Genomic DNA, 15,517 nt, shown 5'->3' on the forward strand with positions numbered 1-15,517 from the left:
ATCTACGCTGCATAGAAAAACAGAAAGTCTCGAATGACTGCGTCAATCGTGATGTTCAACTGCCGAGGTACGATTTTCATGACGTCTCTTCAAGTGATGACCGGCGATGCCGTCGTCAAAACCGTCGTTGAAGAAGCCCGTTCAAAAACCGTCTATCAATCATGGATGAATGAACGTGCTCCCGAACATCAACACGATGCGGTCATGTTTCTGAATCACTGCCTGGCCTTGGCCGAGCGGGAGCACTGCGATCTTCCGGCCCAGCCTGAAGCGCTTGAACAGTGGATGGAGCAGAACGTAGGGGTCGTGGCTGATCAATACGCACTCTATCTCGAGCAACGCCGCGCCGGAAAACCGAGACGGTTTTTCAAGAGCAAAGCGCACGCGATGTATTTCATTCAGCAGGTGGCACCGACCAAAATGGTCGACGGCGCCTGGCTATACGGATTGCTGCCGCGCTGGGCGGACTACCGCTTTCATGGCCTGATTCGGACATACCTTGAAGAACTCGGTGACGGCGAACAGGCGCAGAACCATGTCTCGCTGTACCGGAAACTGTTGGCGGACCTGGACTGCGATACCAGCGCGCCACTGGCCGATGACGCCTACCTGCAGGGCGCCATTCAACTGTCACTGGGGCAGTTGAGCGAGCAGTACCTCCCCGAGGTCATTGGTTACAACCTGGGCTATGAACAGCTGCCGCTGCACTTGCTCATCACCTCATTCGAGCTGAATGAACTGGGCATTGATCCTTACTACTTCACCCTGCATGTGACGATCGATAACGCCAGCACCGGCCATGCGCGCAAGGCGGCGCAGAGCGTCCTTGAGTTGCTGCCGGTCGGCCAGGAACGTGACGAGTTTTATCGTCGTGTCGCCAGTGGTTACCGCCTCAATGAGCTGGGGATGGGGTCGACTCAGGTGATCCAGTCGTTCGACCTGGAGCAGGAAGTGATCGCCATGCTTGAGCGCAAGCGGACGTTCGGTCAGCACATGCATTCCGACTACTGCCGCCTGGATGGCAAGACCGTCAACGAGTGGCTCGCCGAGCCCGATCAGATCCCGGAATTTCTTGCTGTACTGGAGAACAGAGGCTGGATCAAGCGTCACGAAGACCCTCTGCACAGCCGCTTCTGGAAACTGTTCGAAGGCGCCGGTGCACCGATGTTCGGCGTCTTCAACGGTTATGAAAAGCAACTCGTGCACGACTGGATCGCCGGTGAGTGGCTATCGGATGGCAGCGCTCAACCCACAGTCGGCAAACGGCTTCCGGAAGCCTTTCGCTCGCGCTTCCGCAACCTGCAAGACGGTGCTCAGCCCTCTCCTGCGCTTGCTGCGCCTGCCTCGGCGGACGCTGATCCGGATGTGCGCGAACTGCACATGAAACTGGAATCTGCACCCTCCTCAGAAAAGATGTCCACGTTGATCGAAAGCATGTCGCCGGCAAGGCATGCAACAGCCGCCGGCCTGCACGCGACGCGTCTGTTTGTGAGCAGCATGGCCGAGCGAATGACAGGAGCCCAGGCATGAGTCATCCCCTCCCCGACAGCGCCGCGCTGATTGCCTTGGCGCAGCGCCTTGAAACCAGTGGCTATCGCTTTATCACGCCCACGCCCCTGACTCATCAACACGTCAATCAACGCCCGGAAAATCGTACTGCCGCGTCACTGCGCGACGTCTTCGGCTGGAGCCGGCTGATACCGGAATCCATGCTTCCGGTCGAAGAGGCTCAAGGCCTGCTGGCTGCCGGCATTCTGGAGCGCAAGGAAGACGGCTTGAAAAGCCGGGTGAGATTTTCCAGCCTGGATAATCTGCTGCTGGTGCATTCGGCGTTTCCTACCTCAGATGAAGACTCGGTATTCTTCGGTCCCGATACCTATCGCTTTGCGCAGTCCATCAATCGCCACCTGCAAGGCACGTCGCACCCGATCAACCGCGCCGTCGACATCGGCTGCGGTACAGGTGCCGGCGCCATGCTGATCGCGGTTGCCCGCCCGCAGGCACAGGTTCATGCCGTCGACATCAACCCCAAGGCGCTGCATTTCGCGCAGACCAATTCCACGGTCGCCGGGCTGAAGAATATGGAGTGCTGCCACAGCGATATCCTCTCGGGCCTGAGCGGAAATTTCGACCTGATCGTCGCGAACCCGCCCTACATGAAAGACACCAAGCGCCGCGCCTACCGCCACGGTGGTGATGCATTGGGCGCGGACCTGTCCGTGCGCATCCTGCGCGAATCTGTGGACCGCCTGACTCCGGGCGGCTCGCTGGTGCTTTACACCGGCGTGGCCATGGTGGGCGAGCACGACCCGTTCTTTGAAGCGGTGCAGGCCGATATCGACCATGCGGCACTGGCATGGACCTACCGTGAACTGGACCCGGATGTCTTCGGCGAAGAGCTGCTTGAAGAGGGGTATGAGGACGTGGACCGTATCGCAGCGGTCGAACTGGTGGTCACCCGACGGCCTGCATGACCCACCGAAATATCTTCAATAGTTCGCGCTTATAGAGAGCATAAGAACCGAGCATTGGTCAGCCTGTCAGCATCCCTGTGAAACTTGCCACGAGCCATCGATCAACACCCTGCGGTTGATCGATGGAGACTCGTTGCACACCGAAAAGGATGACGACACATGCCACGCCTGAACAGGATTATCGAAACAGCCCTTTACGTAGACGATCTGGCGAACGCCAGGGAATTCTATTCCGCCACCCTTGAACTGGAAGTGATGTTCGAAAGCGCGACATTGGTGGCGCTCAACGTCGGAGGTGTGAGCACCCTGCTGCTGTTCAAGCGCGGCGCTTCACTGCAGACGCAGTACCTGAGCGGCGGAGAGATACCACCCCACGACGCACAGGGCCGGATTCATGTGTGCTTCGCCATCAATGCCGACGAGATGCAACCCTGGGCCGATCGCCTCGTCAGGGCCAGCGTCGCCATCGAAGGCCGTACCGAATGGCCCAAAGGCGGGTCGAGCATTTACTTCCGCGACCCCGATGAGAATCTTGTCGAACTCTTGACGCCTGGCTGCTGGGCGATTTATTGAATCACGCAGGTCAGGTGCAGCCTGCAAAAGGTGGGGCTATAAACCGAGGGCAATCGAAGGTTGGTAAGCGAGAGTGCTGCGCTTCAAATGCTATGTTATAACAATTGAAGATTCTTAACGCAGCCTTCTCAAGCGATCTTCCGACGCCATGATCAACCGTGTCTCCCAATCCTTTCCAGTCATCACAAAGCACGCCTTGCAGGCAGGTCAGCACATTCGGCAATGGATACCAGGTGAGCCGCCCTCGCGGCACGTCACTGTGGGTACGCGTGTTTGATGCTGGCGCTGGAACGCCTCGCGTGGGCACCGGAACAGACGTCAGTCTGCACGCACGAACACTTTGCCTTGAAGGATATCGACCTGCAGATCGCCGCAGGCGAGTTCGTCGGCCTGATCGGGCCCAACGGCAGCGGCAAGACCAGCCTGCTGCGTTGCGCATTCCGCTACAGCCGCCCGCACAGCGGCAAGGTCGCAATCAATGCCCGCGATATCTGGTCCTGCACTCCGCGCTGGTGCGCCCGGCACGTGGCAGTGGTTGCCCAGGAGTTTCCCGATGCATTCGGCCTGACGCTGCTGGATGTGGCAAACATGGGGCGCGCCCCTCATCAGGGGTTCTTTGCCACAGACAGTGACCACGACCGCGCGATTGTGCAAAAAGCCCTGAACGCCGTCGGGCTGGCGGGCTACGAGCAGCATCGATTCGACACGCTTTCCGGCGGCGAGAAGCAGCGTTGTCTGCTGGCTCGGGCGCTGGTGCAGGAACCCCGATTGATGGTGCTGGACGAACCCACCAACCACCTCGACCCGCGCCATCAACTGGAATTGCTCGGGCTGGTCAGACAGCTTGGCATGGCCACGCTGGCCAGTATCCATGACCTGAACCTGGCGGCGGCATTCTGTGATCGCCTGTGTGTCATTCATCACGGCCGGCTCATTGCGCAAGGCACGCCCCGGGAGGTACTGACCCAGGAAATGCTGCTCAACGTGTTCGGCGCCAAGGCGCTGGTCGACAGCCACCCTCTGCGTGACTACCCACGCATCACCTGGATACCCTGACATGAACTGCCTGTCCGCCCGCCTGGCTTTGGCTGCGTTGCTATGCAGCCCGATGGCGCATGCCGCCTACCCCGTCACCGTGCAAAGCTGCGACCGCTCGGTGACGTTCACGGCTGCGCCGCAGCGTGCCGTCAGCAACGATGTGAACCTCACCAAAATGATGGTTGCCCTGGGTTTGCAATCGCACATGGTCGGCTACAGCGGCATCACCGGCTGGAACAAGCCCGACCAGGCGCTGTTGCGCGAGCTGGGCAAGCTGCCCGAGCTGTCCAGTAAATATCCGTCTCTGGAAACGCTACTCAATGCCAACGCCGACTTCTATTTTGCCGGCTGGAACTATGGCATGCGCGTGGGTGGCGATGTCACTCCGCAAAGTCTGGCACCGCTGGGCATCCAGGCCTATGAACTGACCGAATCCTGCGCCCAGATAATGCCCCGCGCCGAGGCGACGCTGGAGGATGTCTACAACGACCTGCTCAATCTGGGCCGGATATTCGATGTGCAGACCCGGGCCGAAACGCTGGTTGCACAGATGCGCCGCAGCGTGAGCGACGTCGAAAAAAGCGTGGCAGGCAAATCGCCGCCCAGGGTGTTTCTGTATGACAGCGGTGAAGACCGGCCGATGACCGCCGGGCGTCTGGCAATCCCTCAGGCGCTGATCAGCGCTGCAGGCGGCCGCAATGTCATGGGCGACGTGGCGGCCAGCTGGACCCACGTCAACTGGGAGTCGGTCGTGCAAAACAATCCCGAGGTGATCGTGATCGTCGACTACGGCGAAGTCAGCGCCGCGCAGAAACAGCACTTTCTTGAAAGCAATCCGGCCCTGCAATCCGTCGACGCGATCCGCAACCGGCGTTATGTCGTGCTGCCCTATGTGGCGGTGACGCCCGGCATCGACAATGTCACGGCTATCGAAACGCTTGCAGCGGCATTTCATGACGTGAAGCGATGACGCTGGCACAGTGGCTGACCGAACGGCCACGCCGTTACCGGGGCCTGTTGATCGCTCTGACGTTTTTGCTGCTGACGTCATGCCTGGTGTGCATCACCTTCGGCGCGGCCCCTGTGCCCTTGAGCCGGGTAATGGATATCCTGATGTTCAAACTCTGCGGCACTGCCGAACATCCACCGCTCTGGACGGCGGGACAGGAAACCATCGTCTGGCTGATACGCACGCCCCGCGTGTTGCTGGGCGCGCTGGCAGGCGCAGGGCTGGCGCTGATCGGCTGCGTTCTGCAAGCCGCGACCCGCAATCCACTGGCCGATCCGCATTTGCTGGGAGCGACCTCGGGCGCCACGCTTGGCGCAGTGATCGTGGTCATGCATGTGGGGGAAGTGTTTGGCATGCTGACATTGCCGCTGGCCGCCTTTGTCGGCTCGCTGGTCAGCCTGTGCCTGGTGTTGTGGCTGGCCAGTCACCAAGGCCGCCTGGACAGCCAGCGCCTGCTGCTCGGCGGCGTGGCCGTGTCCTTCGTGATGATGGCAATCGCCAACCTGTCATTGTTTCTGGGCGACCACCGCGCCAGCTCCTCGGTGCTGTTCTGGATGCTGGGCGGGTTGGGTCTGGCCCGCTGGGAATTGCTTGCAGTGCCGTTTATCACGGTGCTGTGCGGTTGGGTCCTGCTGCAAGGGCTGGGTCGTTCACTGAATGCACTGATGGGTGGCGACCAGACCGCCGTGAGCCTTGGCCTGCAAGTGCGAAATGTGCGCCTGCTGGTTTTCCTGATCGCCTCACTGATGACCGGCGTACTGGTCGCCCTGTGCGGCTCCATCGGTTTCGTCGGCCTGATGGTGCCGCACATGGCCAGACGTCTGGTGGGCTCCGAGCATCGACGGCTGTTGCCTGTCGCCACCCTTCTGGGTGCATTGTTGATGGTCTGGGTAGACGTCATCTCCCGCACGCTGATTGCCCCTGAAGACCTGCCGATAGGCATTACCACCGCCTTGTTGGGAGGGCTGTTTTTCATTTTCATGATGAAGCGCGGTCAGTAACGGGCAACGTGTTTGCCGCGTGCAAACAGGACTGCCCGCGGCCCTTCTGGCTACATGACAAACTTGTGTCATCGTTTCTTAACACCTTTATGACATTTATTTTGCGCTGGTTATTTAAGGCTGCCGACGCACCTGAATACAAACCGGCTCATCCATTCATGCATGAAGCAGAAGGAGCGACACTTGAGAGTGACAGTGTTCGGAACCGGTTATGTGGGACTTACCCTTGCTGCTTGTCTGGCTGAAGTAGGCCATACCGTGTGTTGCATGGACGTCGACAGCAAGCGCATTGACGCGCTGCGCGAAGGTATATGTCCGATATTCGAGCCCGGTCTTGGCGAACTTCTGCGCAATGGCCTGGACTGCAAGAGACTGAGTTTCACGACCGATGAAGTACACGCCAGTCGCTTTGCAGAGTTGCTATTCATCGCAGTCGGCACGCCAGCGCAAGTCGACGGCAAGGCGGACCTGAGCCAGGTGCTTGCCGTACTGCACTCGGTGATCAGACACGCCGAGAGCGCCCCGATCATTGTCAACAAGTCGACCTCGCCAGTGGGCACCGTTGACCGCCTGCTCGTTGAGATCGCTGCCAGTGCGCGACGCGATGACGGCTTTGAAGTGATCAGCAACCCCGAGTTTTTCAAGGAAGGCTGCGCGGTCAGTGACTGCCTGCGTCCGGATCGCATTATCATCGGCGGGGCCAGCCCGCGAGCGCTGGAGCAGATGCGCGAGTTGTATCAGCCGTTCAGTCGCAACCGCGAGAAGTTCGTGGTCATGGATGCGCGCAGCGCAGAGCTGTCCAAATACGCTGCCAACTGCCTGCTGGCGACCAAGATTTCGTTCATCAACGAGATCGCCAACCTCGCTGAACAAGTAGGTGCCGACATAGAACAGGTGCGGCTAGGCATCGGCTCCGACCCGCGCATTGGCTATGACTTCATTTACCCAGGCTGCGGCTTCGGCGGCTCATGCTTTCCCAAGGACTTGCAGGCGCTGATCGGCACAGCCAGCGAGCACGGCGTGGAAACGGCGTTGCTCAATGCTGTGGAACAGGTCAATCGCCGCCAGAAGCACCGCCTGTTTGAAAATATCCACACGCATTATCGTGGTGATCTCAGTGGCAAGGTCTTCGCCGTCTGGGGACTGGCCTTCAAGCCCAATACCGATGATATTCGCGAAGCCTCCAGCCATACCCTGCTCAAAGCGCTCTGGGCAGCCGGTGCCAGGGTTCAAGCGCACGACCCTCAAGCAATAGAAGCGGTCAGGCATCATTACGGCGAGCGAAACGACCTGCAACTGGTGCAGTGCAAGCAGGATGCTCTGGAAGGCGCAGACGCTCTGGTGGTGGTAACCGAGTGGCAGGACTACCGGGTGCTGGACCTGGACCAGCTCGGCGAAAAGCTCGGTGATCGCGTGGTGTTCGATGGCCGCAACCTGTTCGACCCGTCGCAGCTGCGTGAGGCGGGCTTTACCTACTACGGCATTGGTCGTGGCCGGGCGACTCCGCCATGACGGTACTGGTGACAGGTGCTGCGGGGTTCATCGGCTTTCATGTCGCCAGGCGTCTGTGCGAGCTCGGTGTGGAGGTCGTCGGCATCGACAACCTCAACGATTATTACAGCGTCGAGCTCAAGCAATCGCGCTTGGCCATACTCCAGCGCCTGCCAGGTTTCACGTTCCACAGGCTGGACATCACCGATGCCGAAGGTCTGTCCACCCTCTTCTCGCAAAATACCTTCGAACAGGTCATTCATCTGGCGGCGCAGGCCGGTGTGCGTTATTCGCTTGAACAGCCGAATGTTTACGCCCAATCCAATCTGGTCGGCTTTATCAACGTGCTCGAGGCCTGTCGGCAGTATCGACCGGCGCACCTGATCTACGCGTCGAGCAGCTCGGTCTACGGCGCCAATACGCGCATGCCGTTTCAGGTAGAGGATGCCGTCGACCGGCCGCTGTCCCTGTATGCCGCCACCAAGCGTGCCAACGAACTCACCGCCTACAGCTATTGCCACTTGTACGGCCTACGCGCCACAGGGCTGCGCTTTTTCACCGTCTACGGCCCCTGGGGCCGGCCGGACATGGCGCTGTTCAAGTTCACAAAAGCCATGCTCGCCGGGCAGCCTGTGGATATCTACAACCACGGCGAAATGGCGCGGGACTTCACCTACATCGACGACATTGTCGAAAGCATCCTGCGCCTGCGTCTGCTGCCGCCCGATGCCGTTGGCAGCGAGCCGCCTCATCAGCTCTTCAACATCGGCCGGGGTCAGCCCGTCAAGCTGCTGGAGTTCGTCGATTGCCTGGAGGCCGCGCTAGGCCTGCGCGCGCAGAGGCGCTACCTGCCCTTGCAGGCGGGCGACGTGCTGCAAACCTGGGCAGATGTCAGTGCGCTGAGCCAATGGATCGACTTTCAACCACAGGTCTCGGTCGACACCGGCGTCAGGGCCTTCGTCGACTGGTATCGGGAGCACTATCAGGCCCGGCTCTGTGTGCCACTTCAATAACAAGGACTTCCATGACCACGCCCACTTTTCTCTCCGTCGTGATCCCGGCCAAAAACGAAGCCGACAACCTGCCCAGCCTGATAAAGGAAATTTGCACAGCGCTGGACGGGGAACGCTACGAAATACTGGTCGTTGACGACGGCAGCACAGACGCCACCTTGCAAGTGCTGACTCACCTCAAGGACAGCGGGCTGACCGTTTTGCGAATCCTGCGCCACGAGCGATCGCTCGGGCAGAGCACTTCGGTCTATCACGCAGCACTGGCGGCCAACGGCACCTGGCTGGCGACGCTGGATGGTGACGGGCAGAACGACCCGGCGGACATTCCCGGGATGTTGGCGCTGGTACGCGCTCACGCAAACGGCTCCGGGCCGATACAGCTGGTGGCAGGCCACAGAGTGAATCGGCGAGATACCGCCAGCAAACGCTGGGCCTCGCGCTTTGCCAACGGCCTGCGCAGCCGGCTTCTCAAGGACGCAACTCCAGACACCGGGTGCGGCCTGAAACTGATCGAGCGGGCCGCGTTTCTGCGTCTGCCGTACTTCGACCATATGCATCGGTTCATTCCAGCGCTGATTCAGCGACATAACGGCCGTATGGTCACGCACCCCGTCAACCACCGCCATCGCCAGGCCGGCGTGTCCAAGTACGGCAACCTGGACCGCGCGCTGGTGGGCATTCTTGATCTGGTCGGCGTCTGGTGGCTGATCCGCCGGACTCGCCTGGATGTTCAGGCACAGGAACTGCAGTCATGAAGCCGGACAACGAGACTTTCTGGCTGGTCCTGGGTTTTGTCGGGCAGGCGGTTTTTACCGGACGCTTTGTCCTGCAATGGCTGTACAGCGAATTCAAGAAGCGCAGCATCATCCCGGTGGGCTTCTGGTACCTGAGCATGCTGGGCAGCACGATCCTGCTGGCCTACGCCATTTATCGACAGGACCCGGTCTTCATCGCCGGCCAGGCCTTTGGTCTGCTGGTGTACATGCGCAACCTGCAGCTAATCAGCCGACAGGCCAAGACATCCGAGGAGCAATGACGGTGCGAACTCACCTTTCGCCTCGCCTCGAGGGATGGCTACTGGTCGCGCTGGCCGTCTTAATGGTCGGGGGCGGCCTGGGCTTGCGTCTGCCGCAGAACGTGGACGAAGAGCGGTTTCTCGGCGTTGCCCTGGAAATGCTGCAGAACGGCTCATGGTTCGTCCCGCACCGGGCCGCGCAGATCTATGCCGACAAACCGCCGCTGTTCATGTGGGCGACGGCATTCTTCATTTGGCTGACGGGCAGCCCGAACATAGCGCTGTACCTGCCCGGGCTGCTCTCTGCAGGCGCAACCACCGCAGTCCTCTACGATCTGGGCACCCGCCTGTGGAACCGACGCATCGGTCGGTACGCCGCCTTGTTGTTCCTGGCCACCTATCAGACCTACAGCATCCTGCGCACCGGGCAGATCGACAGTTTTCTGTGCCTGTGGATTGCGCTGGGCTTCTACGGCCTGGTCCGCCACGTGTTGCTTGGGCCGGCCTGGGGCTGGTTCTATTTCAGCTGTGCGGCCATGGGCCTGGGCATTATCACCAAGGGCGTCGGTTTTGTTCCCGCCTTGATGTTGATCCCTTACGCCTATGCCGCGCGTAAAGGTTGGCACGGTGTGGTGGCCATGCCTGGACAGGCCGCGCGCTGGGCGCTGGGTCTGCTGGTGTTATTGCTGGCCTGCTGCCTGTGGCTGGTGCCGATGATTATCTCGGTCGTGCGTGACGGCGGCCCGGAAGGCTTCGCCTATGTGCAGGAAATACTCTTGCACCAGACGGCTAACCGCTACGCCAGCGCCTGGGACCACCGCGAGCCCTTCTGGTATTTCTTCGTCAAAGTCATCCCGCAGTATTGGCTGCCGCTGGTGTTGGTGCTGCCCTGGCTGATCCCGGCCTGGCGCCGACAGTTGAGCAAGCGCGACGGCCGGGTTCTGGTACTGCTCGGCTGGGTGTTGCTGGTGCTGCTGTTCTTCAGCCTCTCCAGTGGCAAACGCAAGATCTACATCTTTCCGGCGCTGCCCGGCCTGATACTGGTGGCGGCCCCCTTGCTGCCCTGGTTGTTGAAACGCTGGTTCCATGACCGCGTCAGGGCTCGGCAAATCGTCCCGGTGGTGGTGGTTATCTGGCTTGGTCTGTGGTTCGCCAGAGGGTTCGTCGAACCCGTCATAGAGGGCCAAAACCCACACAAGGAACTGATGGAGCAAGCCGCTTACGTCACGCAAGGTGCCGATCTGGTGCTGGTCAACTGGCGCGAGGGGCACTGGCTCTATGCACGCCAACCCATTGTGCATTTCGGTTTTGCCAAGCCGTCGGCAACCGAACAGGCTGCCCGCTGGCTAAGGGAAAACCCCGGCACCTTTGCGCTGGTGCCAGGCGAGCAACTGGCCAATTGCTTCTTGCCGGAAAAAGCCCGGCCGCTAGGTCAGACCTCCAGAGCTGACTGGTTCATCGTCGATGCCGATGCCGACAACGGCCGGTGCAGACCGGAAAGTCCGATGCAGGCCTATCGCTTCGCCTGGCAGCAAAATGTTGATTAATCCCCCGCCCAGCCGCCCAACACGCGGGAGTGAATGAAGCCATGCAACTGGAAACGATCAAGGCAAAGCGCCTGACGTGGTCGAACGTCGCACGAAGGCAGGTATCACTCGCACAACTCGTGCTGAGTGCAGGTGCTCTCGGGCTGCTGATCCTGGCCTACGCAGTGTTGACACACTTTCAGGTCCACCAACAGCTGTACCAGTACGGTCGCACCTGGTTAAAGGGCAATACGGCAGCCGACAAGAATATCTGGCTGCCGGATTTCCACGTGGTTATCGACGCCAAGCCCCTTGCCCCGGACGTCGCCAATATCTCCGGGATCACCTACGACTACGACAATGGCCGACTGCTGGCAGTGACCAACAAAGGCCCCAGGCAACTGCTGGCGCTGGACGCGAACGGCGACATAATCGCCCGCTACCCATTGATCGGTTTCGACGACACAGAAGGTGTGGCTTATCTGGGCAACGGTCGCATCGTGCTGTGCGACGAAGATCTCCAGCAACTGGACATCATCACGTTGCCGCCGCAAGCACGCCCCATCCACGTCGAGGAAGCTCAGTTCATTGCACTACTGATCAACCCCAGTATTCATAACAAGGGATTCGAAGGCGTAACCTACGATCCCGCCAACGACCGCCTGTTCGCGATCAAGGAGCGCGATCCACGGCAGATGTTCGAGGTTTCCGGCGTCCTGCGCTCCATCGATCAGGGCCGTCTGCAGATCAAAATTGCCGACCGGATCGACTGGATCACGAAAAGTGTCGCTGCACGCGACCTTTCAGACGGTTACTACGATCCGCGAACCGGCCATTTACTGCTGCTCAGCGACCAGTCGCACTCGATCACGGAACTGGATAGCAAGGGACGATTCGTCAGCATTCGATCACTGCTGGGTACCTTCTCCGACCTCAAGCACAGCGCCCCGCAACCCGAAGGCCTGACCATGGACCGCGCAGGTAACCTATACGTGGTCAGCGAGCCGAATCTGTTTTACAAGTTTTCGAAAGTGCCGGAATAGGTAGTGAAGAAACCCGGCCTTGAGGGTGACTTTCGGGGAGTGGGGGCAGGGTCTGTTTTGGGAGGGATTACGGAATTCGGAAAATCGGACGCTGAGGCTTTTCGACAGGTCTTGACCAAGCGCAAACGTCAGTTGCGCTGCTTTCACAATGCTATCGATCCTCACGGGAGAGGCTTTATCAATACTCGCAGGATACTTTATTAGGGGAGCCAGCACAGGAGGAACGCTTCATAAAGGTGCTCATTTTCCCTGCCCTTTGTCAGTCAGACTAATCTCGTCCTCAGGCTTTGGACCATGGCCACCGATCGCTCTGACCTGGCAGCAGGTCATGCGGTCGACACCCCTCTATCGTGATTGCACCGCCCCCGGTAGCCATATAGCCGAAAGCTTCTGTGAGCTGTCGCTGCGAGGTTCAGCCGCAGCGATCCCTCAAGGCGGCGACAGGTGAGTCGACCCAATCAGCGAAACTAGGGCAGGTTCTTGCTCTGCTGCAAGTCCTATCCGGCAAAACACCCGGCTGCTCTGCTGGGCAACTGATTCGGGTTAATGTGCACGACGTAAGCGCCAAACCGCAGCTCGCTGCCGCCGATGCAGAATTGACCCTACTGCCGAAAATTCGCTGACCCAAACTTCTACTTCGTAAAGCGTTAGCAGGTCTGAATTGGGACTGAATACTTATGGGGCATCGCCAAGTCGGAAGATGGGTCAATTCTGCATCAGCGTTAAAAGCTCTTTACCTCAGTCATTGACTCTGACCGGCGCACCGGTGATTTGAGTCGTACCCTTGCTCACTGTAGTAATGGCGTTGCCCTTGATCTCAATGCCATCCGGCGTGAGGGTGATGCTGCTTTCCCCCACTTGGAGAATGATGTGTTGCTTGGCGTTGACCTGGATGAACTGGTTATCCACCTGAATCGTCAGTGAACCTTCCTGAACGTTCATCACGGTGTCTTTCTTGATGATCTCGGTTTGCCTGCCATCGACAGTCATCGTGCGGTTGTTGCCGACCTTATGGGTTTCGTCGAGCTCGATCTCGGTGTCCATGTTGCGCTCGGCATGCATGATGAGCTGCTCGGCGCCGGCCTTGTCTTCGAACCGGAAGAAATTCGCCGTACCGCCGTCGCCCTTCATCGACCGGGTCAAGAAACCACTCTGAGTCTTGTTCGCCGGAAGCGACCATGGCGGGGTATTCTGGCTGTTGTAGAGGCTGCCCATGATCAGCGGACGGTCAGGGTTGCCGTCGAGGAATACCACGACGACTTCGTCGCCGACACGGGGTATCTGAATGCTGCCGAAGCCTCCACTTGCACCGGACTGGGCGACGCGTACCCAGCAAGAGCTTTTGTCGTCGAACTGGCCGTTGCGATCCCAGTGGAACTGCACTTTCACGCGGCCCATTTCATCGGTGTAAATCTCCTCACCGGGGGGGCCAACGATAATGGCGGTTTGTGGGCCGTTAATTGAGGGTTTGCGAGTTGCTAACTGAGGCCGATAAGCAATTTTTTTGCGAACACATACAAATTTGTTGAGGTAACCGGCCTGATCACCAGTCAAGTAGTTATTACTACCTACATGGTCAACCGATATAATTAAGAACTGCCGATTTTCAGCGGTTCCAGTATCGTGCTCATAGTGCTGGGTCAGCTCGAACGTATAGCCCGGCTTCATGACACGACAGTTGCTATCGCCATAAAATGTTTTACCCAATAACTCCAAGGCCTCAATCCGGTTACGGACCATCGCCTCACCATCCTCATAGTTTCCATGAGTATACTGCCCAGGGAAATCGTATATCTCGAAGCTATCAATGTCTCCCTGCTGATTCATACTCTGCATGGTGACTGGCAGCGCATTATTTGGCTGGCGGTAATCAAAGGTACGTACGGAAACTTTGCCAGACTGCAGTTGGCGGGTCGCATTCCACTGGGTAATCGAGTCAGCCGTCTCGGTCACTGAGGCTGTGTGAAAACGAATCTGAGGCTGCTCCGCCAAAGGCACTAATGTGCTGGAGTCATCAACCACAACCATCACGTGCGAGTCGGCAGTGTGCTCGAAATAGTAAAAAAGACCCTCATTTTCAAGCAGTCGCTGTACAAAGTTAAAGTCACTTTCGCGGTACTGAGTGACATAACTATGATTTTTTAAGGACTTGCTGAGGCGAAATTCGTATTTTGGAAATGCTCCGTAGCTGCCAAATACCTCAGTTAACACATCTTGAACTGTTTTATCTTGAAATATTCGCGTGTCAAACCTACAGGTAAGCATCCATAACCACGGCCCAAGCACCGCACTGTAGCGAGAAAGCCCCCCATCGCTACCTTGAGTACTGAAGCGGTTCACGTAGCCGTTGATGTAGCGTTTAGAACCATCGGCAAGTTCGATTTCCACAGTCGCGGGGCGGCCAATGAGTGATTTTAGCTTCACATCGGAACGCTGGCTTAGTAGCGCCAAATCTAGCTCGAAAAGCCGGGAGAGGCTTTCTGAACCAGAAAAATGCTCCAGCAGCATTTCCTCCTCACCGCCGGACCCAAATGTATTTAGCTTGAAAAGCCTTTTATTCTGCGGGCTCAGCATGGAAAGAAGATCCGTCAACATTGTGCGCTCCTTGAAAACTGGCTACTGGCAAAACTCATCGGTCTACCTTGGTAGCGAAAATGCGGCCAATCCAAGACGCCGCGCGCCTTGAACGAAGCTCTTCCACATTCATGAATGTGTATTCCTGATGTTCTCGCGCCTCTTGATCCTTCAAAGTACGTAGAGATGAGATACTGGTGCGATGGTAAAACAGCATAAATAGGGCAATAACTATAAATAAAAAGACGAGCAGCATCGCTGGCGATCTATAAGCGTGGAAAACTGGATAAATCAGTATTCCCAGGCCGCCCCCAACAGCGCCGAGTGCCCAACGATTCTCATGCTTTGGCTCAACGACCTCCACGCGCTGCGAGCGTACGACCAGAGACTTTCTAGGACTCCGCCATACACATAATAGCGAATAGATAATCGTGCAGAGAACTAGCGGCATACAACTGATCAGTAAAGACATGCCAAGCCCCACCTTAAACTGCTTATAAGTCGCGACTAACGCCATTAAAAAAGCGAATCCAGGGGCAACACCCAAATTCGTAAACAGCCTAAGACTGGCATACTTACTAAACCTTTCAGTCCGGTACGCGCAGTCAACGCACCAGTAAGTTACCCACATCACAAATACAGCGGAGGGAATAGTTAACACACTCGGTACAACAGCCGCCGAAAACACGGCCAGCAGGGTGAACAAAAACCAAGCTCCCCATATGGTGGCTAAGTATCGATGCGGTTCAATATGGAACAT

General features: G+C 58.2%; 14 protein-coding genes. 12 read left to right on the top strand and 2 right to left on the bottom strand.

What is annotated here, in order from left to right; translation table 11 throughout:
* The first annotated feature begins 78 nt into the window (after positions 1-78).
* The 12 genes from BLR20_RS22935 to BLR20_RS22990 all read left to right on the top strand — a co-directional run bounded on the left by BLR20_RS22935 (position 79) and on the right by BLR20_RS22990 (position 12,183).
* Positions 79-1,530 (top strand): iron-containing redox enzyme family protein, encoded by a 1,452-nt coding sequence (locus BLR20_RS22935; RefSeq protein WP_032611321.1) that lies wholly within the window; start codon positions 79-81, stop codon positions 1,528-1,530.
* Positions 1,527-2,474 (top strand): methyltransferase, encoded by a 948-nt coding sequence (locus tag BLR20_RS22940; RefSeq protein ID WP_054993374.1) that lies wholly within the window; start codon positions 1,527-1,529, stop codon positions 2,472-2,474. Before BLR20_RS22935 ends, BLR20_RS22940 begins: the two co-directional genes overlap by 4 nt.
* A 159-nt stretch (positions 2,475-2,633) precedes the next feature.
* Complete coding sequence (locus BLR20_RS22945) at positions 2,634-3,047, top strand: VOC family protein (RefSeq protein WP_010428420.1); 414 nt, start codon at positions 2,634-2,636, stop codon at positions 3,045-3,047.
* Positions 3,048-3,323: 276 nt separating this feature from the next.
* Positions 3,324-4,103, top strand: coding sequence for an ABC transporter ATP-binding protein (locus BLR20_RS22950; protein WP_054993375.1), 780 nt, complete (start codon positions 3,324-3,326; stop codon positions 4,101-4,103).
* A gap of 1 nt (position 4,104) precedes the next feature.
* Positions 4,105-5,055: an ABC transporter substrate-binding protein gene (locus tag BLR20_RS22955; protein ID WP_032611226.1), complete on the top strand. Its 951-nt coding sequence runs from the start codon at positions 4,105-4,107 to the stop codon at positions 5,053-5,055.
* Positions 5,052-6,095 (top strand): FecCD family ABC transporter permease, encoded by a 1,044-nt coding sequence (locus tag BLR20_RS22960; RefSeq protein ID WP_054993376.1) that lies wholly within the window; start codon positions 5,052-5,054, stop codon positions 6,093-6,095. Before BLR20_RS22955 ends, BLR20_RS22960 begins: the two co-directional genes overlap by 4 nt.
* A 183-nt stretch (positions 6,096-6,278) precedes the next feature.
* Positions 6,279-7,607, top strand: coding sequence for a UDP-glucose dehydrogenase family protein (locus tag BLR20_RS22965; RefSeq protein ID WP_032611231.1), 1,329 nt, complete (start codon positions 6,279-6,281; stop codon positions 7,605-7,607).
* Positions 7,604-8,599 (top strand): NAD-dependent epimerase, encoded by a 996-nt coding sequence (locus tag BLR20_RS22970; RefSeq protein ID WP_054993377.1) that lies wholly within the window; start codon positions 7,604-7,606, stop codon positions 8,597-8,599. The genes BLR20_RS22965 and BLR20_RS22970 overlap by 4 nt, the downstream gene beginning before the upstream one ends.
* Before the next feature lie 11 nt (positions 8,600-8,610).
* Positions 8,611-9,354, top strand: a complete 744-nt coding sequence (locus BLR20_RS22975) for a glycosyltransferase family 2 protein (RefSeq protein WP_054993378.1) — start codon at positions 8,611-8,613, stop codon at positions 9,352-9,354.
* Positions 9,351-9,635 (top strand): lipid-A-disaccharide synthase N-terminal domain-containing protein, encoded by a 285-nt coding sequence (locus BLR20_RS22980; RefSeq protein WP_010428439.1) that lies wholly within the window; start codon positions 9,351-9,353, stop codon positions 9,633-9,635. The genes BLR20_RS22975 and BLR20_RS22980 overlap by 4 nt, the downstream gene beginning before the upstream one ends.
* On the top strand, positions 9,632-11,161 hold the full coding sequence (locus tag BLR20_RS22985) for an ArnT family glycosyltransferase (protein ID WP_054993379.1): 1,530 nt from the start codon (positions 9,632-9,634) through the stop codon (positions 11,159-11,161). Before BLR20_RS22980 ends, BLR20_RS22985 begins: the two co-directional genes overlap by 4 nt.
* A gap of 41 nt (positions 11,162-11,202) precedes the next feature.
* A complete protein-coding gene (locus tag BLR20_RS22990) occupies positions 11,203-12,183 on the top strand; it encodes an SdiA-regulated domain-containing protein (protein ID WP_054993380.1) in 981 nt (326 codons plus the stop codon).
* Between the two features lie 738 nt (positions 12,184-12,921).
* On the opposite strand, the gene tssI is transcribed toward BLR20_RS22990, so the two are convergent.
* Together tssI and BLR20_RS23000 are read right to left on the bottom strand one after the other, a co-directional pair.
* Positions 12,922-14,778, bottom strand: a complete 1,857-nt coding sequence (gene tssI / locus BLR20_RS22995) for a type VI secretion system tip protein TssI/VgrG (protein WP_054993381.1) — start codon at positions 14,776-14,778, stop codon at positions 12,922-12,924.
* Positions 14,779-14,812: 34 nt separating this feature from the next.
* The gene (locus tag BLR20_RS23000) at positions 14,813-15,517 is read right to left on the bottom strand and encodes a hypothetical protein (RefSeq protein WP_054993382.1); all 705 of its coding nucleotides are present in this window, start codon (positions 15,515-15,517) and stop codon (positions 14,813-14,815) included.

Origin of the sequence: Pseudomonas congelans (assembly GCF_900103225.1) — a bacterium.
GTDB lineage: Bacteria > Pseudomonadota > Gammaproteobacteria > Pseudomonadales > Pseudomonadaceae > Aquipseudomonas > Aquipseudomonas congelans.

What these genes read in the sequence shown, in the direction of transcription:
- BLR20_RS22935 (WP_032611321.1), top strand. Translation starts at nt 79, where the DNA reads ATGACGTCTCTTCAAGTGATGACCGGCGATGCCGTCGTCAAAACCGTC.
- BLR20_RS22940 (WP_054993374.1), top strand. Translation starts at nt 1,527, where the DNA reads ATGAGTCATCCCCTCCCCGACAGCGCCGCGCTGATTGCCTTGGCGCAG.
- BLR20_RS22945 (WP_010428420.1), top strand. Translation starts at nt 2,634, where the DNA reads ATGCCACGCCTGAACAGGATTATCGAAACAGCCCTTTACGTAGACGAT.
- BLR20_RS22950 (WP_054993375.1), top strand. Translation starts at nt 3,324, where the DNA reads ATGCTGGCGCTGGAACGCCTCGCGTGGGCACCGGAACAGACGTCAGTC.
- BLR20_RS22955 (WP_032611226.1), top strand. Translation starts at nt 4,105, where the DNA reads ATGAACTGCCTGTCCGCCCGCCTGGCTTTGGCTGCGTTGCTATGCAGC.
- BLR20_RS22960 (WP_054993376.1), top strand. Translation starts at nt 5,052, where the DNA reads ATGACGCTGGCACAGTGGCTGACCGAACGGCCACGCCGTTACCGGGGC.
- BLR20_RS22970 (WP_054993377.1), top strand. Translation starts at nt 7,604, where the DNA reads ATGACGGTACTGGTGACAGGTGCTGCGGGGTTCATCGGCTTTCATGTC.
- BLR20_RS22975 (WP_054993378.1), top strand. Translation starts at nt 8,611, where the DNA reads ATGACCACGCCCACTTTTCTCTCCGTCGTGATCCCGGCCAAAAACGAA.
- BLR20_RS22980 (WP_010428439.1), top strand. Translation starts at nt 9,351, where the DNA reads ATGAAGCCGGACAACGAGACTTTCTGGCTGGTCCTGGGTTTTGTCGGG.
- BLR20_RS22985 (WP_054993379.1), top strand. Translation starts at nt 9,632, where the DNA reads ATGACGGTGCGAACTCACCTTTCGCCTCGCCTCGAGGGATGGCTACTG.
- BLR20_RS22990 (WP_054993380.1), top strand. Translation starts at nt 11,203, where the DNA reads ATGCAACTGGAAACGATCAAGGCAAAGCGCCTGACGTGGTCGAACGTC.
- tssI (WP_054993381.1), bottom strand. Translation starts at nt 14,778, where the DNA reads ATGTTGACGGATCTTCTTTCCATGCTGAGCCCGCAGAATAAAAGGCTT.
- BLR20_RS23000 (WP_054993382.1), bottom strand. Translation starts at nt 15,517, where the DNA reads ATGTTCCATATTGAACCGCATCGATACTTAGCCACCATATGGGGAGCT.